Source organism: Bradyrhizobium sp. USDA 4461, from assembly GCF_054055655.1.
Genome location: NZ_JBSRXM010000001.1, coordinates 7621349 through 7637013, shown reverse-complemented (window position 1 = coordinate 7637013; position 15665 = coordinate 7621349). Strand labels below are relative to the sequence as shown.

Annotated in this window: 13 protein-coding genes; 9 read left to right on the top strand and 4 right to left on the bottom strand. The window is 65.2% G+C overall.

Going from position 1 to position 15665, the window contains the following annotated elements:
- Positions 1 to 42: 42 nt before the first annotated feature.
- Together ACVINW_RS35935 and ACVINW_RS35930 are read right to left on the bottom strand one after the other, a co-directional pair.
- Positions 43 to 1656, bottom strand: coding sequence for a DHA2 family efflux MFS transporter permease subunit (locus ACVINW_RS35935; RefSeq protein WP_456755663.1), 1614 nt, complete (start codon positions 1654 to 1656; stop codon positions 43 to 45).
- A 23-nt stretch (positions 1657 to 1679) separates the two neighbouring features.
- Positions 1680 to 2864, bottom strand: a complete 1185-nt coding sequence (locus ACVINW_RS35930) for an HlyD family secretion protein (protein WP_456755662.1) — start codon at positions 2862 to 2864, stop codon at positions 1680 to 1682.
- A 155-nt stretch (positions 2865 to 3019) separates the two neighbouring features.
- Between ACVINW_RS35930 and ACVINW_RS35925 the strand changes: the two genes are divergently transcribed.
- Positions 3020 to 3724 (top strand): TetR/AcrR family transcriptional regulator, encoded by a 705-nt coding sequence (locus ACVINW_RS35925; RefSeq protein WP_456755661.1) that lies wholly within the window; start codon positions 3020 to 3022, stop codon positions 3722 to 3724.
- Positions 3725 to 3740: 16 nt separating this feature from the next.
- Here the strand turns inward: ACVINW_RS35925 and ACVINW_RS35920 are convergent, their stop codons facing one another.
- The gene (locus ACVINW_RS35920; RefSeq protein WP_456755660.1) at positions 3741 to 5438 is read right to left on the bottom strand and encodes an ATP-binding protein; all 1698 of its coding nucleotides are present in this window, start codon (positions 5436 to 5438) and stop codon (positions 3741 to 3743) included.
- A 148-nt stretch (positions 5439 to 5586) separates the two neighbouring features.
- Complete coding sequence (locus tag ACVINW_RS35915) at positions 5587 to 6513, bottom strand: LysR family transcriptional regulator (protein ID WP_456755659.1); 927 nt, start codon at positions 6511 to 6513, stop codon at positions 5587 to 5589.
- A gap of 158 nt (positions 6514 to 6671) precedes the next feature.
- On the opposite strand from ACVINW_RS35915, the gene ACVINW_RS35910 reads away from it, so the two are divergent.
- The 8 genes from ACVINW_RS35910 (at position 6672) to ACVINW_RS35875 (ending at position 15397) form a co-directional block, all read left to right on the top strand.
- A complete protein-coding gene (locus ACVINW_RS35910) occupies positions 6672 to 7703 on the top strand; it encodes a class 1 fructose-bisphosphatase (RefSeq protein WP_456756577.1) in 1032 nt (343 codons plus the stop codon).
- An 11-nt stretch (positions 7704 to 7714) separates the two neighbouring features.
- Positions 7715 to 8590, top strand: a complete 876-nt coding sequence (locus ACVINW_RS35905; RefSeq protein WP_456755658.1) for a phosphoribulokinase — start codon at positions 7715 to 7717, stop codon at positions 8588 to 8590.
- Positions 8587 to 10611, top strand: coding sequence for a transketolase (gene tkt / locus ACVINW_RS35900; protein ID WP_456755657.1), 2025 nt, complete (start codon positions 8587 to 8589; stop codon positions 10609 to 10611). Before ACVINW_RS35905 ends, tkt begins: the two co-directional genes overlap by 4 nt.
- Positions 10612 to 10626: 15 nt before the next feature.
- Positions 10627 to 11709 carry a class II fructose-bisphosphate aldolase gene (fba, locus tag ACVINW_RS35895; protein WP_456755656.1) on the top strand — a complete coding sequence of 361 codons (1083 nt, stop codon included), beginning with the start codon at positions 10627 to 10629 and terminating at the stop codon, positions 11707 to 11709.
- A gap of 35 nt (positions 11710 to 11744) precedes the next feature.
- A complete protein-coding gene (locus ACVINW_RS35890; RefSeq protein ID WP_456756576.1) occupies positions 11745 to 13202 on the top strand; it encodes a form I ribulose bisphosphate carboxylase large subunit in 1458 nt (485 codons plus the stop codon).
- 12 nt (positions 13203 to 13214) lie between these two features.
- Positions 13215 to 13640 (top strand): ribulose bisphosphate carboxylase small subunit, encoded by a 426-nt coding sequence (locus tag ACVINW_RS35885; protein WP_456755655.1) that lies wholly within the window; start codon positions 13215 to 13217, stop codon positions 13638 to 13640.
- A gap of 111 nt (positions 13641 to 13751) precedes the next feature.
- Positions 13752 to 14684 (top strand): CbbX protein, encoded by a 933-nt coding sequence (gene cbbX, locus ACVINW_RS35880; protein WP_456755654.1) that lies wholly within the window; start codon positions 13752 to 13754, stop codon positions 14682 to 14684.
- Positions 14681 to 15397 (top strand): HAD family hydrolase, encoded by a 717-nt coding sequence (locus tag ACVINW_RS35875; protein WP_456755653.1) that lies wholly within the window; start codon positions 14681 to 14683, stop codon positions 15395 to 15397. The genes cbbX and ACVINW_RS35875 overlap by 4 nt, the downstream gene beginning before the upstream one ends.
- Positions 15398 to 15665: the final 268 nt, after the last annotated feature.

The following is a 15665-nucleotide window of genomic DNA, read 5'->3' as shown; positions in this document are numbered from 1 at the left end:
GGCGACGGCCGCTGGCCGTCGCCCCGACGAAAGCAAAATGGGTCAATGTGCGCCGGCGCCGCCGGCCACATTCTTCGGCTTTCCGGTCAACAGGATCGCGATCGCGGCGAACACCAGCACGATGCCGATCACGGCGAAGGTGTCGCTGAAGCCCAGCACGAGCGCCTGCCGCTTGACGATATTGCCGAGCGCCACGATCGCCTGGTTGTGCGCGGTCGCCGGATCGGAGATGCCGTGGCTCAGGAAGTAGTTGGTGACCTCGGCGATCCGGGTGCGCACTTCCTCGCGGCCGAGGTCGACCGACTGGCCGATGATGTTGGAGTGGAACTGCTCGCGCTTGGTGACGATGGTCGAGAGCAGGGCGGTGCCGATCGCGCCGCCGAGGTTGCGCATCATGTTCGAGATGCCGGAGGCCGCGGGCGCATCCTGCGGTGCGACGCTGCCCAGGCTCACGGCCGACAGCGGCGCCAGCATGATCGCCTGGCCGACCGCGCGGACGATGTTCGGGACGAAGAACTGATCGCCGGAATAATCCAGCGACATCTGGATGTTCATGAACGACGAGACCGCAAACAGGATCATGCCGGTGAAGGCGATGTAGCGGGCATCGAAGCGCTGCATCAGCTTCGGCACCAGCGGGATCAGGATCAGCTGCGGCAAGCCGGTCCAGGCCAGCACCTGGCCGATCTGCTCGGCATTGTAGCGCTGCACCTGGCCGAGATAGGCCGGCAGCAGATAGACGGAGCCGAACAGCGCGAAGCCGACGAACACCGCCGAGATGGTGCCGAAGCCGAAGCTGCGCTGGGTCAACAGGCGCAGCCGGATCAGCGGCTTCTCCACGACGAGCTCGATCCAGACGAACAGAGTGAGGCTGACGGCTGCGATGACCGCGAGCTTGACGATGAAGGGCGAGCCGAACCAGTCGTCCTTGTTGCCTTCCTCGAGCACGGCCTGCAATGACGAGAGGCCGATCGCCATGGTGATAATGCCGAGCCAGTCGCCCTCGCGCAGCAACTGCAGCTGCATCGGCTGCCGTTCCAACGTGAAATAAAGGGTGATGACCATGACCGCGGTCGGGACCACGTTGACGAAGAAGATGGTCTGCCAGCCGTAATTCTCGGTGAGATAGCCGCCGATGGTCGGACCGATCGCCGGCGCAAAGGTCACGGCAAGCGCGAACATCGCAAGCCCGACCGGCTGTTGCACCTTCGGCAGCTTGGTGAAGACCAGCGTGAACGCCATCGGGATCAGTACGCCGCCGAAGAAGCCCTGCAGGCCGCGCATCGCGATCATCGACGGCAGGTCATGGGTGAAGGCACAGGCGACGGAGAATGCTGCGAACAGGGTGGCGAAGCCGATGATGATCTTGCGGAACGAGAACACCCGGCTGAGATAGTCGGTCAGCGGGATCACCACGATCTCGCCGATCAGATAGGACGTCGAGATCCAGGAGCCGTTGTCGACGCCGGTTCCGATACCACCCTCGATGTTGAGCAGCGAAGCGTTGGTGATCTGGATGTTGAGGATCGCCATGAAGGCGCCGATCATCGCGGCGACGATGGAGATCCAGACGGCCATGCTGGCCCGGTTGGGATCAGCTGTGACGGCCGCTGCGCGCGGCGCAGCGGCCGGGGAGGAGAGCGCGAGGTCGGACATGACATCACCTGTTTTGGTATCGTTTACTTGAACGAGGCGACTGCGAGCTTGGGAGAGGCGCTGGAGCGCGGCGCCTCGACCGGTTGCGATGCGGTCGCGATGCTCGGGATGACAGACATGCCGGGCCGCAACTCGACCGGCGTCGCGTCGAGCGCGATCTTCACCGGGATGCGCTGCACCACCTTGGTGAAATTGCCGGTGGCATTATCAGGCGGCAGCAGCGCGAATTCCTGGCCGCTGGCGGGCGCCAGGCTGTCGACATGGCCGCGCACCACCTGTCCCGGGAACATGTCGACCGCAATCTCGACCGGCTGGCCCTTGCGGACATTGGTGAGCTGCGTCTCCTTGTAATTCGCGATCACATAGGCGCCGGTGGCCGGCACCAGCGACATCAGCTGCGTGCCGGCCTGCACGAACTGGCCCGTGCGCAAGGTGCGGTTGCCGACCACGCCGTCGATCGGGGCCGTGATGGTGGTGTAGCCGAGGTTCAACTCGGCCTGATGCTGGAGCGCGGTGGCGCGCGCCTGCGCCGCGATGGCCTGGGCAATGTCGGCCTTGAGCAGCTCGACCTGACGCAGCGCGGAGGCGAGATTTGCGGTATCGCGGGCGACGGCGGCCTGTGCGCTGGCGTAGCGTGACTGCGCCTGCTGCGCGTTCTGCACGCTGCCGAAGCCGGTGCCGGCGAGATCGGTGTAGCGCTTGTTCTCCTGCTCGGCAAAAGTCTGGTTCGCGGTGTCGACCGCCAGCGTCGCGCGGGCCGCTTCGATCACGGATTGCTGCACGTCGAGCTGCGCGCGCTTGCTGGTGATCGCAGCGCCCGCGGCGGCGACGTCGGCCTTGGCCTGATCCAGCGCGACCTTGAAATCGCGTTCGTCGATCCGCGCCAGGATCTGGCCGGCGCGCACATGCTCGTTGTCGCCGACCAGCACCGCGCTGAGATAGCCGGAAACCTTCGGCGCGATCGTCGTGTTGTCCGCCTTCACATAGGCGTCGTCGGTCGAGATCTGGAAGCGGCCGACCGTCCAGTAGTCCCAGCCGTACCAGGCGCCGCCCGCGAGGACGGCAAGCGCTGCGCCGGCAAGCAGCAGGCGGCGGAGCGTGCCCTTGGCGGCAGGAGGTTTTGCGGCTTCGGGGGTGGCGATCAACTGCTTGGCGGTCTCGGCCGGAACCTGGCTCTCGGCCTTGAATGATGTCTCATGCTGGCTCATGGCGGCGCTCCTGATCCGTTCTATCCCTTTGGAAACCTTGCCAATCTCGGCATTCGGTCACGGGGGTAATTAGGAAACTTGATGTTTTCCAAAATAGAGCCCATATTGGGACTGTCAATAGAATGACAGTCATCATCTAAAAGCATGGCTCGCGGATGAACCGGAATGACAAGAACCAGACAGAGCAGGCCGCACCGGAGCGGCGCGGCCGCGGGCGGCCGCAGCTTCGCTCCGACGACGAGACGCGCGCGCTGATCTATGAGGCCGCGCGCCGCGAGTTCTCCGAGCGCGGGTTTGCCGCGGCCAATATCGCCGACGTCGCCTGCCGCGCCGGCGTCTCCACCAAGACGCTCTACCGGTTGATCCCGACCAAGCTGGCGCTGTTCGAAGGCATGGTGACGGACCGGATGGACCGCTTCATATCCAGCGTCAATCTCGGCGCCTGCGATGGCCGCGATATCGCCGCGGCCCTGGAGCGGGCGCTGCTGGCCTGCGCCGAACTCATCCTCGATGCCGAGGTCATCGCGCTTCAGCGCATCATCCTCGCCGACAGCGACAAATTCCCCGACATCGCCGAGACGTTCTACGAGAAGGCCATGCAGCGGTCGATCGCCGCGCTGGCGAGCTGGCTCGGCGTGCAGCAGCGGCGAGGGCGGATCGTGCTCGATGATGTCGAGGCGGCCGCAGGCATGCTGCTCGGCATGCTCGTGTTCAAGCCGCAGCGCGACGTGATGTTCGGGCACAAGCCCGCGCCGCTGCACAGCGAGATGGAGGCGCGCGCCAAAGCCTGCGCGGCTCTCTTCCTGTCCGGATGTGCCGCGCCGGCCGACCGGAGCAAACAACCGCGCGGAGACGCGTGATGTCGGAGCGGACCGCTTACTTGGCCGCGACCGCCGAGGCGGGAGGCTGGGTCAGCACCTGGCGGATCATCCGCGCCAGATCGGCTTTGCGATAAGGCTTCGGCAACAGCGTCACGTCGGGGTCGAGACGGCCGTGATGGATGATCGCGTCCTCGGTATAGCCCGAAGTGAACAGCACGCGCACCGAGGGGAGCCTGGCTATCACGGCATCGGCGACCTGCCGGCCGTTCATGCCGCCGGACATAATGACGTCGGTGAACAGCACGTCGCAGACGAAGCCCTTGTCGACGGCCGCCAGAGCTTCCGGGCCGTTGGCGGTGACCATGGTGCGGTAGCCGAGCTGCTCGAGCTGGGCGCTAACATAGTTGCGGACCAGCGGATCGTCCTCGACGACCAGGATGGATTCATGGCCGCCGCGGGTGTCGACCGCAGGCGGCGGCTCGACGTCGACCATGTCGCCCATGCTGCGCGGCAGATAGAGCTTGATCGAGGTGCCGTGGCCCTCCTCGGAATAGATCTTGAGATGGCCGTCGGACTGCTTGATGAAGCCGTAGACCATGCTGAGCCCGAGCCCGGTGCCCTTGCCGGTGTCCTTGGTGGTGAAGAACGGCTCGAACACCTTGTCGCGGATCGCTGCCGGGATTCCGCCGCCGGTGTCGCTGACCGCGACCATCACATATTCACCCGCCCGCACATCGGGATTGGCGGCGGCATAGACCTCGTCGAGGATGACGTTGCTGGTCTCCAGCATCAGCTTGCCGCCGTCGGGCATCGCATCGCGGGCATTTACGGCGAGATTGAGCAGCGCGGTCGCCATGTGGTTGGGGTCGATGAAGGCCGGCCAGGCGTCGGGCTCGAGCGCGGTATCGATCTCGATCTGCTCGCCGAGCGAGGGGCGCAGCAGCCGCGCGGTGTCCTGCACCAGCGTGTTGAGATCGGCTTCGCGCGGTTGCAGCGGCTGCTGCCGCGAGAACGCCAGCAGATGCTTGGTCACCTCGGCGCCGCGAAAGGCCGCATCGCTGATCATCTTGGTGACCGACGACAGCGCGGCATCGTGCTCGACGGCCTCGGCGAGGATGTCGATCAGGCCGGTGATGACGGTCAGGATGTTGTTGAAGTCGTGCGCGATGCCGCCGGTGAGGTGGCCGACAGCTTCCATCTTCTGCACTTGGCGCAGCTTCTGCTCGGCTTCGAGCTGCTCGCGGGCGGCCTCGACCTCGCGCGCGCGCATGAAGATCTCGGCTTCCATCTGCTCGGTGCGCTCGCGCAGCCGGTCGGTCAGTTCGGCCTGCTCGGCGCCGCGCTGCTTCAGCTGAATGAAGCTGGTGACGTCCTCGACCCGATGGATGATGTAGGTGAACTGTCCGGTCGGCCCGAACACCGGCGTATTGCGCGGGCTCCAGAAGCGCTCCTCGAATCCGCCGCCCTCCGATTCGGGCTTGCGGATGTCGTATTTCTGCACCGTCATGGTGTCGGGACGGCGAAACTGGACCACGCGCTCGAGTGAGGCGCGCAGGTTCCGCACGCCGTCGGCGGCCGGATCGTCCGGATTGTCGGGAAATACTTCGAACAACCCGCGTCCAAGGATCGCAGCGCGCTCGGTCCTGGTGGCGCGCAGATAGGCGTCGCTTACTGCCACGATGCGGAAGTCGGGCTGCGTCAGCACCAGATAGAGGCCGGGCGCCGCCTCGAATAACGCCTTGAAGTCAGGCATCGGCGGGGACTGGTTTTGCAGTTCATCCTCCCTCGCAGGGATACGGTCCGCCACTGACCGCGCTCAAGATGTGACACGCGTCTGCTGGAACTTCAATGGTTAACATACGGCGCCAATTCGATTTTTTCGATCGGTCGATGGTGCGGCGCTAGCGTGAATTGGGCAGATAACGCCAGCCCTCCTTGCCGAGGAATTCCAGCATGGCCTGTGCCGGCGGCAGCAGGATCTTGTCGGTGCGCCGGATCGCGTGCCATTGCCGGACGATCGGCAGGCCCTTCACCTTGAGCACCACCAGCCGGCCGTCCTCCAGCTCATGGAACACGGTGTGCTGCGAGATGAAGGCGATGCCGAGCCCGGCCATCACGGCCTGCTTGATGGTCTCGTTGCTGTCCATCGCCATGCCGAGCTTCGGCTCCAGTCCGACCCGCTCGAAATATTGCTGCATCAGCATCCGCGTGCCTGACCCTTGCTCGCGGGTGATGAAGGTCTCGTTGGCGAGCTCGGACGGGGCGATGTGCCGGCGCCGCGCCAGCCGATGGTCGGGCGCTGCGATGATGAAGTGCGGATGCCGGCCGAGCGGCTTCATCTCGACCTCGACATCGGCCGGCGGCCGGCCCATCACCGCGATGTCGAGATCGTAGCCGCGCAGCGCGTCGCGGATCTCCTCGCGGTTGCCGATCCGCAGCGTGACCTCGATCTTGGGAAAGCGGCGCGAGAACGCCGCGATCGCGAACGGCACGAAGTATTTCGCGGTCGAGACCGCGCCCATCGCAACGCGGCCGCCGCTGCGGCCTGCGATCATGTCGAGCGATTGCTCGCAATCCTTCAGCGCCGCCTCGATCCGCTCCACCAGTGTGAGCACATGCGCGCCGGCATCGGTCAGCGCCATGCCGTCGCCGGTGCGCTGGATCAGCGGCAATCCCGCGAGCGCCTGCAAATTGCGGAGCTGCAGGGTCACCGCCGGCTGGGTCAGGTTCAGCCGGTTCGCCGCCGAGGTGATCGAGCCGGCCTCGTGCAGGGTCGATAGCGCGCGCAGCTGGCGGATGGTCAGGTCCCGCGAGAAGTTGCCGGCCATATCTCACAAGCTCCATAAGAAATACTTTGCCCGGACCAAAGATAATAAAATTTCCCTAATTGGGCAATTCGCGCGTTGATACGGCGAGGGCGACTCTCTGAGGTCGCCTCTCGAAGCCTCGGGACAGAGGGCGCGATCATAGGGAGAGGCCGGTGGAGATTCGTCCTGCATTGCATGCCCATCTGGAGTGGCCGACGCGGCATAACCCGCTGCGCGCCGCGACCGTGGCGGTGATCGAAGCGCTTGCGGCGGCCGCAATCGAGCTGTCGCGCACCATTGCCGCCGGGCCGCTCGCCGGCATCGGCGGCGACAGCGGCGGCGTCAATCCCGACGGCGATCGCCAGAAGACCATCGACATCGTCGCGGACGGCCTGATGCGCGACGCGCTGCGCACGGCGCCGGTCGCCGCGGTGCTGTCGGAGGAGGCCGAACTGCCGGAGACGCTCGATCCCGATGCGCCGCTTTGCGTCGCGATCGATCCGCTCGATGGATCGGCCAATCTCGAAAACAACATCTCGATCGGCACGATCTTCTCGATCCGGCCGAAGGGCAACGACGTTCTCTCGACCTTCTTCGAGCCCGGCACGGCGCAATGCGCCGCCGGCTGCTTCATCTACGGTCCGCAGACCGTGCTGGTGCTGGCACTCGACCAGTGTGTCGACTGCTTCACGCTGGATCCGCGCAGCGGCGAGTTCGTCCTGACGGCACGTGACCTGCGGGTGCCGCAGGACGCCTCGGAATTCGCCATCAATGCCTCGAACCGGCGGCACTGGAGCGGCCCGGTGCGCAACTACATCGACGACTGCCTCGCCGGGGTGAATGGCGAACTTGGGCAGGACTACAACATGCGCTGGATCGGCTCGCTGGTGGCGGAAGCCTACCGCATCCTGATGCGCGGCGGCGTGTTCCTCTATCCGGCGGATGCGCGCCAGGGCTATCGCGAAGGCCGGCTGCGCCTGCTCTACGAGGCGCATCCCATCGCACTGATCATGGAATGGGCCGGCGGCGCCGCGTCGAATGGCCGCTCCCGCATCCTCGAATTGTCGGCACGCACGCCGCATCAACGTGTGCCGCTTATCATGGGATCGACGCGCGCCGTGCGCGACGTCGATGCGATCCACCTGACCGTCGAGCCGTTGTTCGAGAGCAGCGATGCCCCGCTGTTCGCGCGGCGCGGCCTGTTCCGCTGAAGGGGGAACGTATGTCTCGCAGGCATCCCATCATCTCGATCACCGGCTCCTCCGGCGCCGGCACCACCTCGGTGAAGAAGACGTTCGAGAACATCTTCCGCCGCGAGAACGTGATCGCGGCCTATATCGAGGGCGACGCCTTCCACCGCTACGACCGCACCGAGATGCGCAGCCTGATGGCGGAGCGGGCCGAGCACGGCAACAAGCACTTCAGCCATTTCAGCCCCGAGACCAATCTGTTCGAGGAGCTGGAGAAGCTGTTCAGCGACTATGCCGAGACCGGCACCGGAACGACACGGCACTACGTGCACGACGAGGAGGAAGCGCGGCTCTACGGCGCCAAGCCCGGCACCTTCACCGCCTGGGAGGCGCTGCCGGAGAATTCCGACCTGCTGTTCTACGAGGGCCTGCATGGCGCCGTGGTCACCGACAAGGTCAATGTCGCGCAGCACGCCGACCTCAAGATCGGCGTCGTGCCGGTGATCAACCTCGAATGGATCCAGAAGCTGCATCGCGATCGCAGCCATCGCGGCTACTCCACCGAGGCGGTGACCGACACCATCCTGCGCCGCATGCCGGACTACGTGAATTACATCTGCCCGCAATTCACCGAGACCGACATCAACTTCCAGCGCGTGCCGACGGTCGATACGTCGAACCCGTTCATCGCGCGCTGGATCCCGACCCCTGACGAATCGATGGTCGTGATCCGCCTGAAGAACCCGCGCGGCATCGATTTTCCCTATCTGCTCTCGATGATCCCGAACAGCTTCATGTCGCGCGCCAATTCGATCGTGGTGCACGGCGCCAAGCTCGATCTCGCGATGCAGCTGATCCTGACCCCGCTGATCCTGCAACTGATCGAACGAAAGAGGCGAACGATATGACGACCGCACTTGCGTCCGTTGCGAGCCGCCCCGACGTCAGCCATGACGAGATGGCCAATGCCATCCGCTTCCTCGCCATCGACGCGGTGGAGCAGGCGAAATCCGGCCATCCCGGCATGCCGATGGGCATGGCCGATGTCGCGACCGTGCTGTTCACCGACTTCCTGAAGTTCGACCCGGCCGATCCGGCCTGGCCCGACCGCGACCGCTTCGTGCTGTCGGCCGGCCACGGCTCGATGTTGCTCTATGCGCTGCTCTATCTCACCGGCTACGAGAGCATGACGCTCGATCAGCTCAAGGCGTTCCGGCAGTGGGGATCGCAGACCCCGGGACATCCGGAATACGGGCATACGCCCGGCGTCGAGACCACGACCGGGCCGCTCGGGCAGGGCATTGCGACTGCGGTCGGCATGGCGCTCGCCGAGCGATTGATGAACGCCCGCTTCGGCGACGATCTCGTCGACCACTACACCTATGTGATCGCCGGCGATGGCTGCCTGATGGAAGGCCTCAGCCACGAGGCGATCTCGCTCGCCGGCCATCTGCGGCTGAACCGGCTGATCGTGCTGTTCGACGACAACCGCATCTCGATCGACGGCGCCACCTCGCTGTCCTGCTCGGACGACCAGGCGGCGCGGTTTGCGGCGAGCGGCTGGAACGTCGGCCGCATCGACGGCCACGATCCGCAGGCGATCTCCGCGGCGATCCGGCAGGCCCGGTCGAGCGATCGTCCGTCGCTGATCGCCTGCCGCACCGTGATCGGGTTCGGTGCGCCGAACCGGCAGGGCAGCGAGAAGGTGCATGGTGCGCCGCTCGGCACCGACGAGGTGGCGAAGACCCGCAGCGCGCTGCGCTGGCCGTATCCGGCCTTCGAGGTCCCCGATGCGGTGCTGGCCGAGTGGCGCGAGCTCGGCGGCCGTGGCCGCGACGCGCGACGCGCCTGGATCGAGCGTTCGCGTGCCGCCGGCAAGACCGACAAGGGCGAACGGTCGCCGTTCCACGACGCGCTGAACCGGAAACTGCCCTGCGCCTATACCAAGGCCATGGTGGCGCTCGTCGAACGCTTTGCGACCGAGCAACCGAAGCTCGCCACGCGACAGGCCTCGCAGCAGGTGATCGACGTGATCGCGGAGGCGCTGCCCAATCTGCTGGGTGGCTCGGCCGATCTGACGCACTCCAATCTCACGCAGGCGAAGTCGCAGGTCTCGGTGCGACCGGACACGCTCGACGGCAGCTACATCCACTATGGCATCCGCGAGCACGGCATGGCGGCGGCGATGAACGGCATTGCGCTGCATGGCGGCTTCATTCCCTATGGCGGCACCTTCCTGAGCTTCGCCGATTATAGCCGGCCGGCGATCCGCCTTGCGGCGCTGATGGGGATCCGTGTTATCCATGTCATGACTCATGACTCGATCGGGCTCGGCGAGGACGGGCCGACGCATCAGCCGGTCGAGCATCTGGCGGCGCTGCGCGCGATCCCGAACGTGCTGGTGTTCCGTCCGGCCGACGCGGTCGAGACCGCGGAAGCCTGGGATTGTGCGCTGAAGGCAGAGAGTTCGCCGTCGATCCTCTGCCTGTCGCGGCAGGCGCTGCCGACGGTTCGCACCGATATCAAGGACAACCAGGTCGCGCTCGGCGCCTATGTCCTGGTCGAGCCGGCCTTCGCGCGTGACGTCACCCTGATTGCAACGGGTTCGGAGGTGGCGATCGCGCTCGAAGCCGCAAGGCTGCTGGCGGAAGACGGGGTACAGGCCGCGGTCGTCTCGGCCCCGTGCTTCGACCTGTTCCGCCAGCAGCCGAGCGACTATCGCGCCCAGGTACTGGGCAGCGCACCGCGCGTCGGCGTGGAAGCTGCGGTCGAAGGCGACTGGGCGCGCTGGCTCGGTGACAACGGGGCGTTCGTCGGCATGACCGGCTTCGGCGCCTCCGCGCCGGCCGACGTGCTGTACCGCGAATTCGGCATCACGCCGGCGGCGGTCAAAGCCGCAGCAAAACAGCTCATGCAACGAGCGAATTGAAAGGAGGACGCCACGATGGCGCGGATCACATTGAGGCAATTGCTGGACCATGCCGCCGAACGCGGCTACGGCGTGCCGGCCTTCAACATCAACAACATGGAGCAAGGCCTCGCCATCATGGAAGCGGCGGCCGGCTGCGATGCGCCGGTCATCATCCAGGCCTCGCGCGGCGCGCGGTCCTATGCCAACGACATCATGCTGGCGAAGATGATCGACGCGCTGGAGGAGATGTATCCGCAGATTCCGCTCTGCCTGCATCTCGATCACGGCAATGAAGAGGCGACCTGTGCCACCGCGATCCGCTACGGCTTCACCTCGGTGATGATGGACGGCTCGCTCAAGGCCGACGCCAAGACCGCGGCCGACTATGACTACAATGTCGACATCACCCGCCGGGTGGTCGACATGGCGCACTGGGTCGGTGCCTCGGTCGAGGGTGAGCTCGGCGTGCTCGGCTCGCTCGAGCATGGCGGCGGCGAGCAGGAGGACGGTCACGGTGTCGAAGGCAAGCTGAGCCAGGATCAGCTGCTCACCGATCCCGACCAGGCGGTCGATTTCGTCCGCGCCACCAAGGTCGACGCGCTGGCGATCGCGATGGGCACCTCGCACGGCGCCTACAAGTTCACGCGCAAACCCGACGGCGAGATCCTGGCGATGCGCGTGGTCGAGGAGATCCACACGCGGCTGCCGAACACGCATCTGGTGATGCACGGCTCGTCCTCGGTGCCGCAGCCGCTGCAGGACCTGTTCAACCAGTTCGGCGGCGAGATGCCGCAGACCTGGGGCGTCCCGGTCGAGGAGATCGTCCGCGGCATCAAGCATGGCGTGCGCAAGGTCAATATCGACACCGATTGCCGCCTCGCGATGGCCGCAGCCTTCCGCAAGGTCGCTGTGCAATCGAAGAGCGAGTTCGATCCGCGCAAATTCCTCAAGCCCGCGATGGATGCGCTGCGCGAACTCTGCCGCGACCGCTTCGAGCAGTTCGGCACCGCCGGCAATGCCGCCCGGATCAAGGTGGTGGCGCTGCCTGAAATGGCCCGTCGCTATCGCGCCGGCGGGCTCGATCCGCAGATTGGAAAGATCACCCAGGCCGCCTGAGCAACAGCGGCGAACGACAGGAGATTTTGATGAATATGCAGCAGTCGATCACGGTGCGCGGTAAGGATCGCTACAAGTCCGGCGTGATGGAATACAAGCGGATGGGCTATTGGGAGCCGAACTACGAGCCCAAGGACACCGACGTGATCGCGCTGTTCCGCGTGACGCCGCAGGACGGCGTCGATCCGACCGAAGCCTGCGCGGCGGTGGCGGGTGAATCCTCGACCGCGACCTGGACCGTGGTGTGGACCGACCGGCTGACAGCTGCGGAAAAATACCGAGCGAAGTGCTATCGCGTCGATCCGGTGCCGAACTCGCCGGGCAGCTACTTCGCCTACATCGCCTATGATCTCGATCTGTTCGAGCCGGGCTCGATCTCAAACCTGACGGCGTCGATCATCGGCAACGTGTTCGGCTTCAAGCCGCTGAAGGCGCTGCGGCTCGAGGACATGCGGCTGCCGACCGCCTATGTGAAGACGTTCCAGGGTCCGGCGACGGGCATCGTGGTGGAGCGCGAGCGGCTCGACAAGTTCGGCCGCCCCTTGCTCGGCGCCACCGTGAAGCCGAAGCTCGGCCTGTCCGGCCGCAACTATGGCCGCGTCGTCTATGAGGCGCTGAAAGGCGGGCTCGACTTCACCAAGGACGACGAGAACATCAACTCGCAGCCCTTCATGCACTGGCGCGAGCGCTTCCTGTACTGCATGGAGGCGGTCAACCGCGCGCAGGCCGCGACCGGGGAGATCAAGGGCACCTATCTCAACGTCACCGCGGCGACCATGGAGGACATGTACGAGCGCGCCGAGTTCGCCCATGAGCTCGGCTCCAACATCGTCATGATCGACCTCGTGATCGGCTACACCGCGATCCAGTCGATGGCGAAGTGGGCGCGCAGGAACAACATGATCCTGCATCTGCACCGTGCCGGCCACTCGACCTACACCAGGCAGCGCAGCCACGGTGTCTCGTTCCGCGTGATCGCGAAATGGATGCGGCTCGCCGGTGTGGACCACATCCATGCCGGCACCGTGGTCGGCAAGCTCGAAGGTGACCCGAACACCACGCGCGGCTACTACGATATCTGCCGCGAGGACTTCAACCCGATGCAGCTCGAGCATGGCGTGTTCTTCGACCAGAACTGGGCGAGCCTCAATAAGCTGATGCCGGTGGCCTCCGGCGGCATTCATGCCGGCCAGATGCACCAGCTGCTCGACCTGCTCGGCGAGGACGTCGTGCTGCAATTCGGCGGCGGCACCATCGGCCATCCCCGCGGCATCCAGGCCGGCGCCACTGCGAACCGCGTCGCGCTGGAAGCCATGATCCTCGCCCGCAACGAGGGCCGCGACTACGTCCATGAGGGACCGGAGATCCTGGCCAAGGCGGCGCAGACCTGCACGCCGTTGCGCGAGGCACTCGAGGTCTGGAAGGACGTCACCTTCAATTACGAATCGACGGACGCCCCCGATTTCGTTCCCACGCCGAGCATGGCGGTCTGACAGGAGTTTCTCATGCGCGTGACCCAAGGCTGCTTTTCTTTCCTGCCCGATCTCACCGACGAGCAGATCGCTGCGCAGGTGCAATACTGCCTCGACAAGGGCTGGGCGGTGAACATCGAGTTCACCGACGACCCGCATCCCCGCAACACCTATTGGGACATGTGGGGCCTGCCGATGTTCGACCTGCGCGATGCGGCCGGCATCATGAAGGAGCTCGCCGACTGCCGGCGGGTCTATGGTAACAGCTACATCCGGATATCCGGCTTCGATTCCAGCCATGGCTGGGAGTCGGTTCGGCTGTCCTTCATCGTCAACCGGCCGCGGGAGGAGCCGGGCTTCCGGCTCGACCGCTCGGAGGCTGCCGGACGCAACCTTCGTTACGCGACACATGCCTATGCGGCTGATCGCCCCGAGGGCGAACGCTACGCCGATCATTGACCGCGTCCGGTTGGCAAGCCAGGCGGGTTGCTCCCTCGACCGTCTGGTCCGGATGCACTTCTCCGTCGTCGCCGCAGCGACGACGGAGCTTTTTTCGAAAGCGAGAGGATGATGACGCAAGCGCAAGAACATATCGAACAAGCGATCCGCGAGACGCCGCCGGAGACCATCGACCTCCGGCATGAATTCGCCGACCTCGGCATCGGCGACGTGCTCGACCAGCTCGATTCCGAATTGATCGGCCTGAAGCCGGTGAAGACCCGCATCCGCGAGATCGCCTCGCTGCTTTTGGTCGAACGCATCCGGCAGAAGATGGCGCTGGCGACGACATTCCCGACGCTGCACATGTCGTTCACCGGCAATCCCGGCACCGGCAAGACCACGGTTGCGCTCAGGATGGCCGGCATCCTGCACAAGCTCGGCTTCGTGCGCCGCGGTCACGTCATCAGCGTCACGCGCGACGATCTTGTCGGGCAATATATCGGTCACACCGCGCCGAAGACGAAAGAAATCTTGAAGAAAGCGATGGGCGGCGTGCTGTTCATCGACGAGGCCTATTACCTGTACCGTCCCGAGAACGAGCGCGATTACGGCCAGGAGGCGATCGAGATCCTGTTGCAGATCATGGAGGCCCAGCGCGAGGATCTGGTGGTGATCCTGGCCGGCTATGGCGAGCGCATGGAGAAGTTCTTCCAGAGCAATCCGGGCTTCCGCTCCCGCATCGCGCATCACATCGACTTCCCGGACTATTCGGACGGCGAGCTGCTGTGGATTGCCGAGCTGATGCTGCAGCAACAGAATTATCGTTTCTCCCCCGAGGCACGCGAGGCCTTCACCCGCTACATCGGCATCCGCAAGGAACAGCCGCTGTTCTCCAACGCGCGCTCGATCCGCAACGCGCTCGACCGCATCCGGCTGCGCCAGGCCAACCGGATCGTGGCGAAGCTCGACCGCACGCTGACGGCCGACGACGTGATGTCGATCGAGGCCGGCGACGTGCTGGCCAGCCGCGTGTTCGCGAAAGGGGCGGGCGAGGGGCGATGAACCAGGCGCTCGCACTGATCCGGACATCCGGGATGCGCGACATCATTGCGAACGCCCGCGCCTTGATCTTCGATGTCGACGGCACGCTGGCCGAAACCGAGGAGGTGCACCGCCGCGCCTTCAATGAGGCGTTTGCCCAAGCCGGGCTCGACTGGTTCTGGGATCAGGTCACTTACGGGCGGTTGCTCCGGGTGGCCGGCGGCAAGGAGCGGATTCGCGCGTTCGACCAGCGCAATGCGGTTCCGTCGCTGACATTCGCCGACATCGCCGACCTGCACAGGATCAAGACCGCGCGCTACGCCGCGTTGATTGCCGCGGGCGGCTGCCCGTTGCGGCCGGGGGTGCGCGCCTGGCTCGCCGGTGCGCGCCGCCGCGGCCAGCGGCTGGCGATCGCCACGACCACCTCACATGGCAATATCGATGCGCTGCTCTCGGTCGCGCTCGGGCTGGACTGGGCCGGCCTGTTCGAGACGATCGTTGCCGGCGACGACGTGCCGCGAAAGAAGCCGGCCCCCGACGTCTATGTCGAGGTGTTGGCGCGGCTCGCGCTTGGTCCGTCGGATTGCATTGCCGTCGAGGATTCCGGCAACGGCCTCGCTGCTGCGGCGCAGGCGGGCATCCCCACGATCATCACCCGCAGCACCTATTTCAGCGGCGACGATTTTGCCGAGGCGTTGCTGGTCGTCGACGATCTCTCGGAGATCGACGCCTAAGCCACTGTCGCCGGCTGGCAGTTCCGATTAATTTATTCATGTAGTGAAATAAATGATGCTTGCATCCCTAGCATAGTGGGGGCACACTCCGACCGAAGGTTGCCATAGGCAGACGCACCACCTCATGATCCTCGATTCGCCGATCAATTTATTCGGACAGTTAAATAAATGACCAGTCGGTGCTGGCAGGCATATGGCAAGGGCAACGTCCACCAAAGGTTGCTGGAAACAAGTACCGCACCACCAGGGCTCTCCGGCGATGCTGGCG

What these genes read in the sequence shown, in the direction of transcription:
- tkt (WP_456755657.1), top strand. Translation starts at nt 8,587, where the DNA reads ATGACGACCGCACTTGCGTCCGTTGCGAGCCGCCCCGACGTCAGCCAT.
- ACVINW_RS35930 (WP_456755662.1), bottom strand. Translation starts at nt 2,864, where the DNA reads ATGAGCCAGCATGAGACATCATTCAAGGCCGAGAGCCAGGTTCCGGCC.
- ACVINW_RS35915 (WP_456755659.1), bottom strand. Translation starts at nt 6,513, where the DNA reads ATGGCCGGCAACTTCTCGCGGGACCTGACCATCCGCCAGCTGCGCGCG.
- ACVINW_RS35905 (WP_456755658.1), top strand. Translation starts at nt 7,715, where the DNA reads ATGTCTCGCAGGCATCCCATCATCTCGATCACCGGCTCCTCCGGCGCC.
- ACVINW_RS35875 (WP_456755653.1), top strand. Translation starts at nt 14,681, where the DNA reads ATGAACCAGGCGCTCGCACTGATCCGGACATCCGGGATGCGCGACATC.
- ACVINW_RS35925 (WP_456755661.1), top strand. Translation starts at nt 3,020, where the DNA reads ATGAACCGGAATGACAAGAACCAGACAGAGCAGGCCGCACCGGAGCGG.
- ACVINW_RS35935 (WP_456755663.1), bottom strand. Translation starts at nt 1,656, where the DNA reads ATGTCCGACCTCGCGCTCTCCTCCCCGGCCGCTGCGCCGCGCGCAGCG.
- ACVINW_RS35885 (WP_456755655.1), top strand. Translation starts at nt 13,215, where the DNA reads ATGCGCGTGACCCAAGGCTGCTTTTCTTTCCTGCCCGATCTCACCGAC.
- ACVINW_RS35890 (WP_456756576.1), top strand. Translation starts at nt 11,745, where the DNA reads ATGCAGCAGTCGATCACGGTGCGCGGTAAGGATCGCTACAAGTCCGGC.
- ACVINW_RS35920 (WP_456755660.1), bottom strand. Translation starts at nt 5,438, where the DNA reads ATGCCTGACTTCAAGGCGTTATTCGAGGCGGCGCCCGGCCTCTATCTG.
- fba (WP_456755656.1), top strand. Translation starts at nt 10,627, where the DNA reads ATGGCGCGGATCACATTGAGGCAATTGCTGGACCATGCCGCCGAACGC.
- cbbX (WP_456755654.1), top strand. Translation starts at nt 13,752, where the DNA reads ATGACGCAAGCGCAAGAACATATCGAACAAGCGATCCGCGAGACGCCG.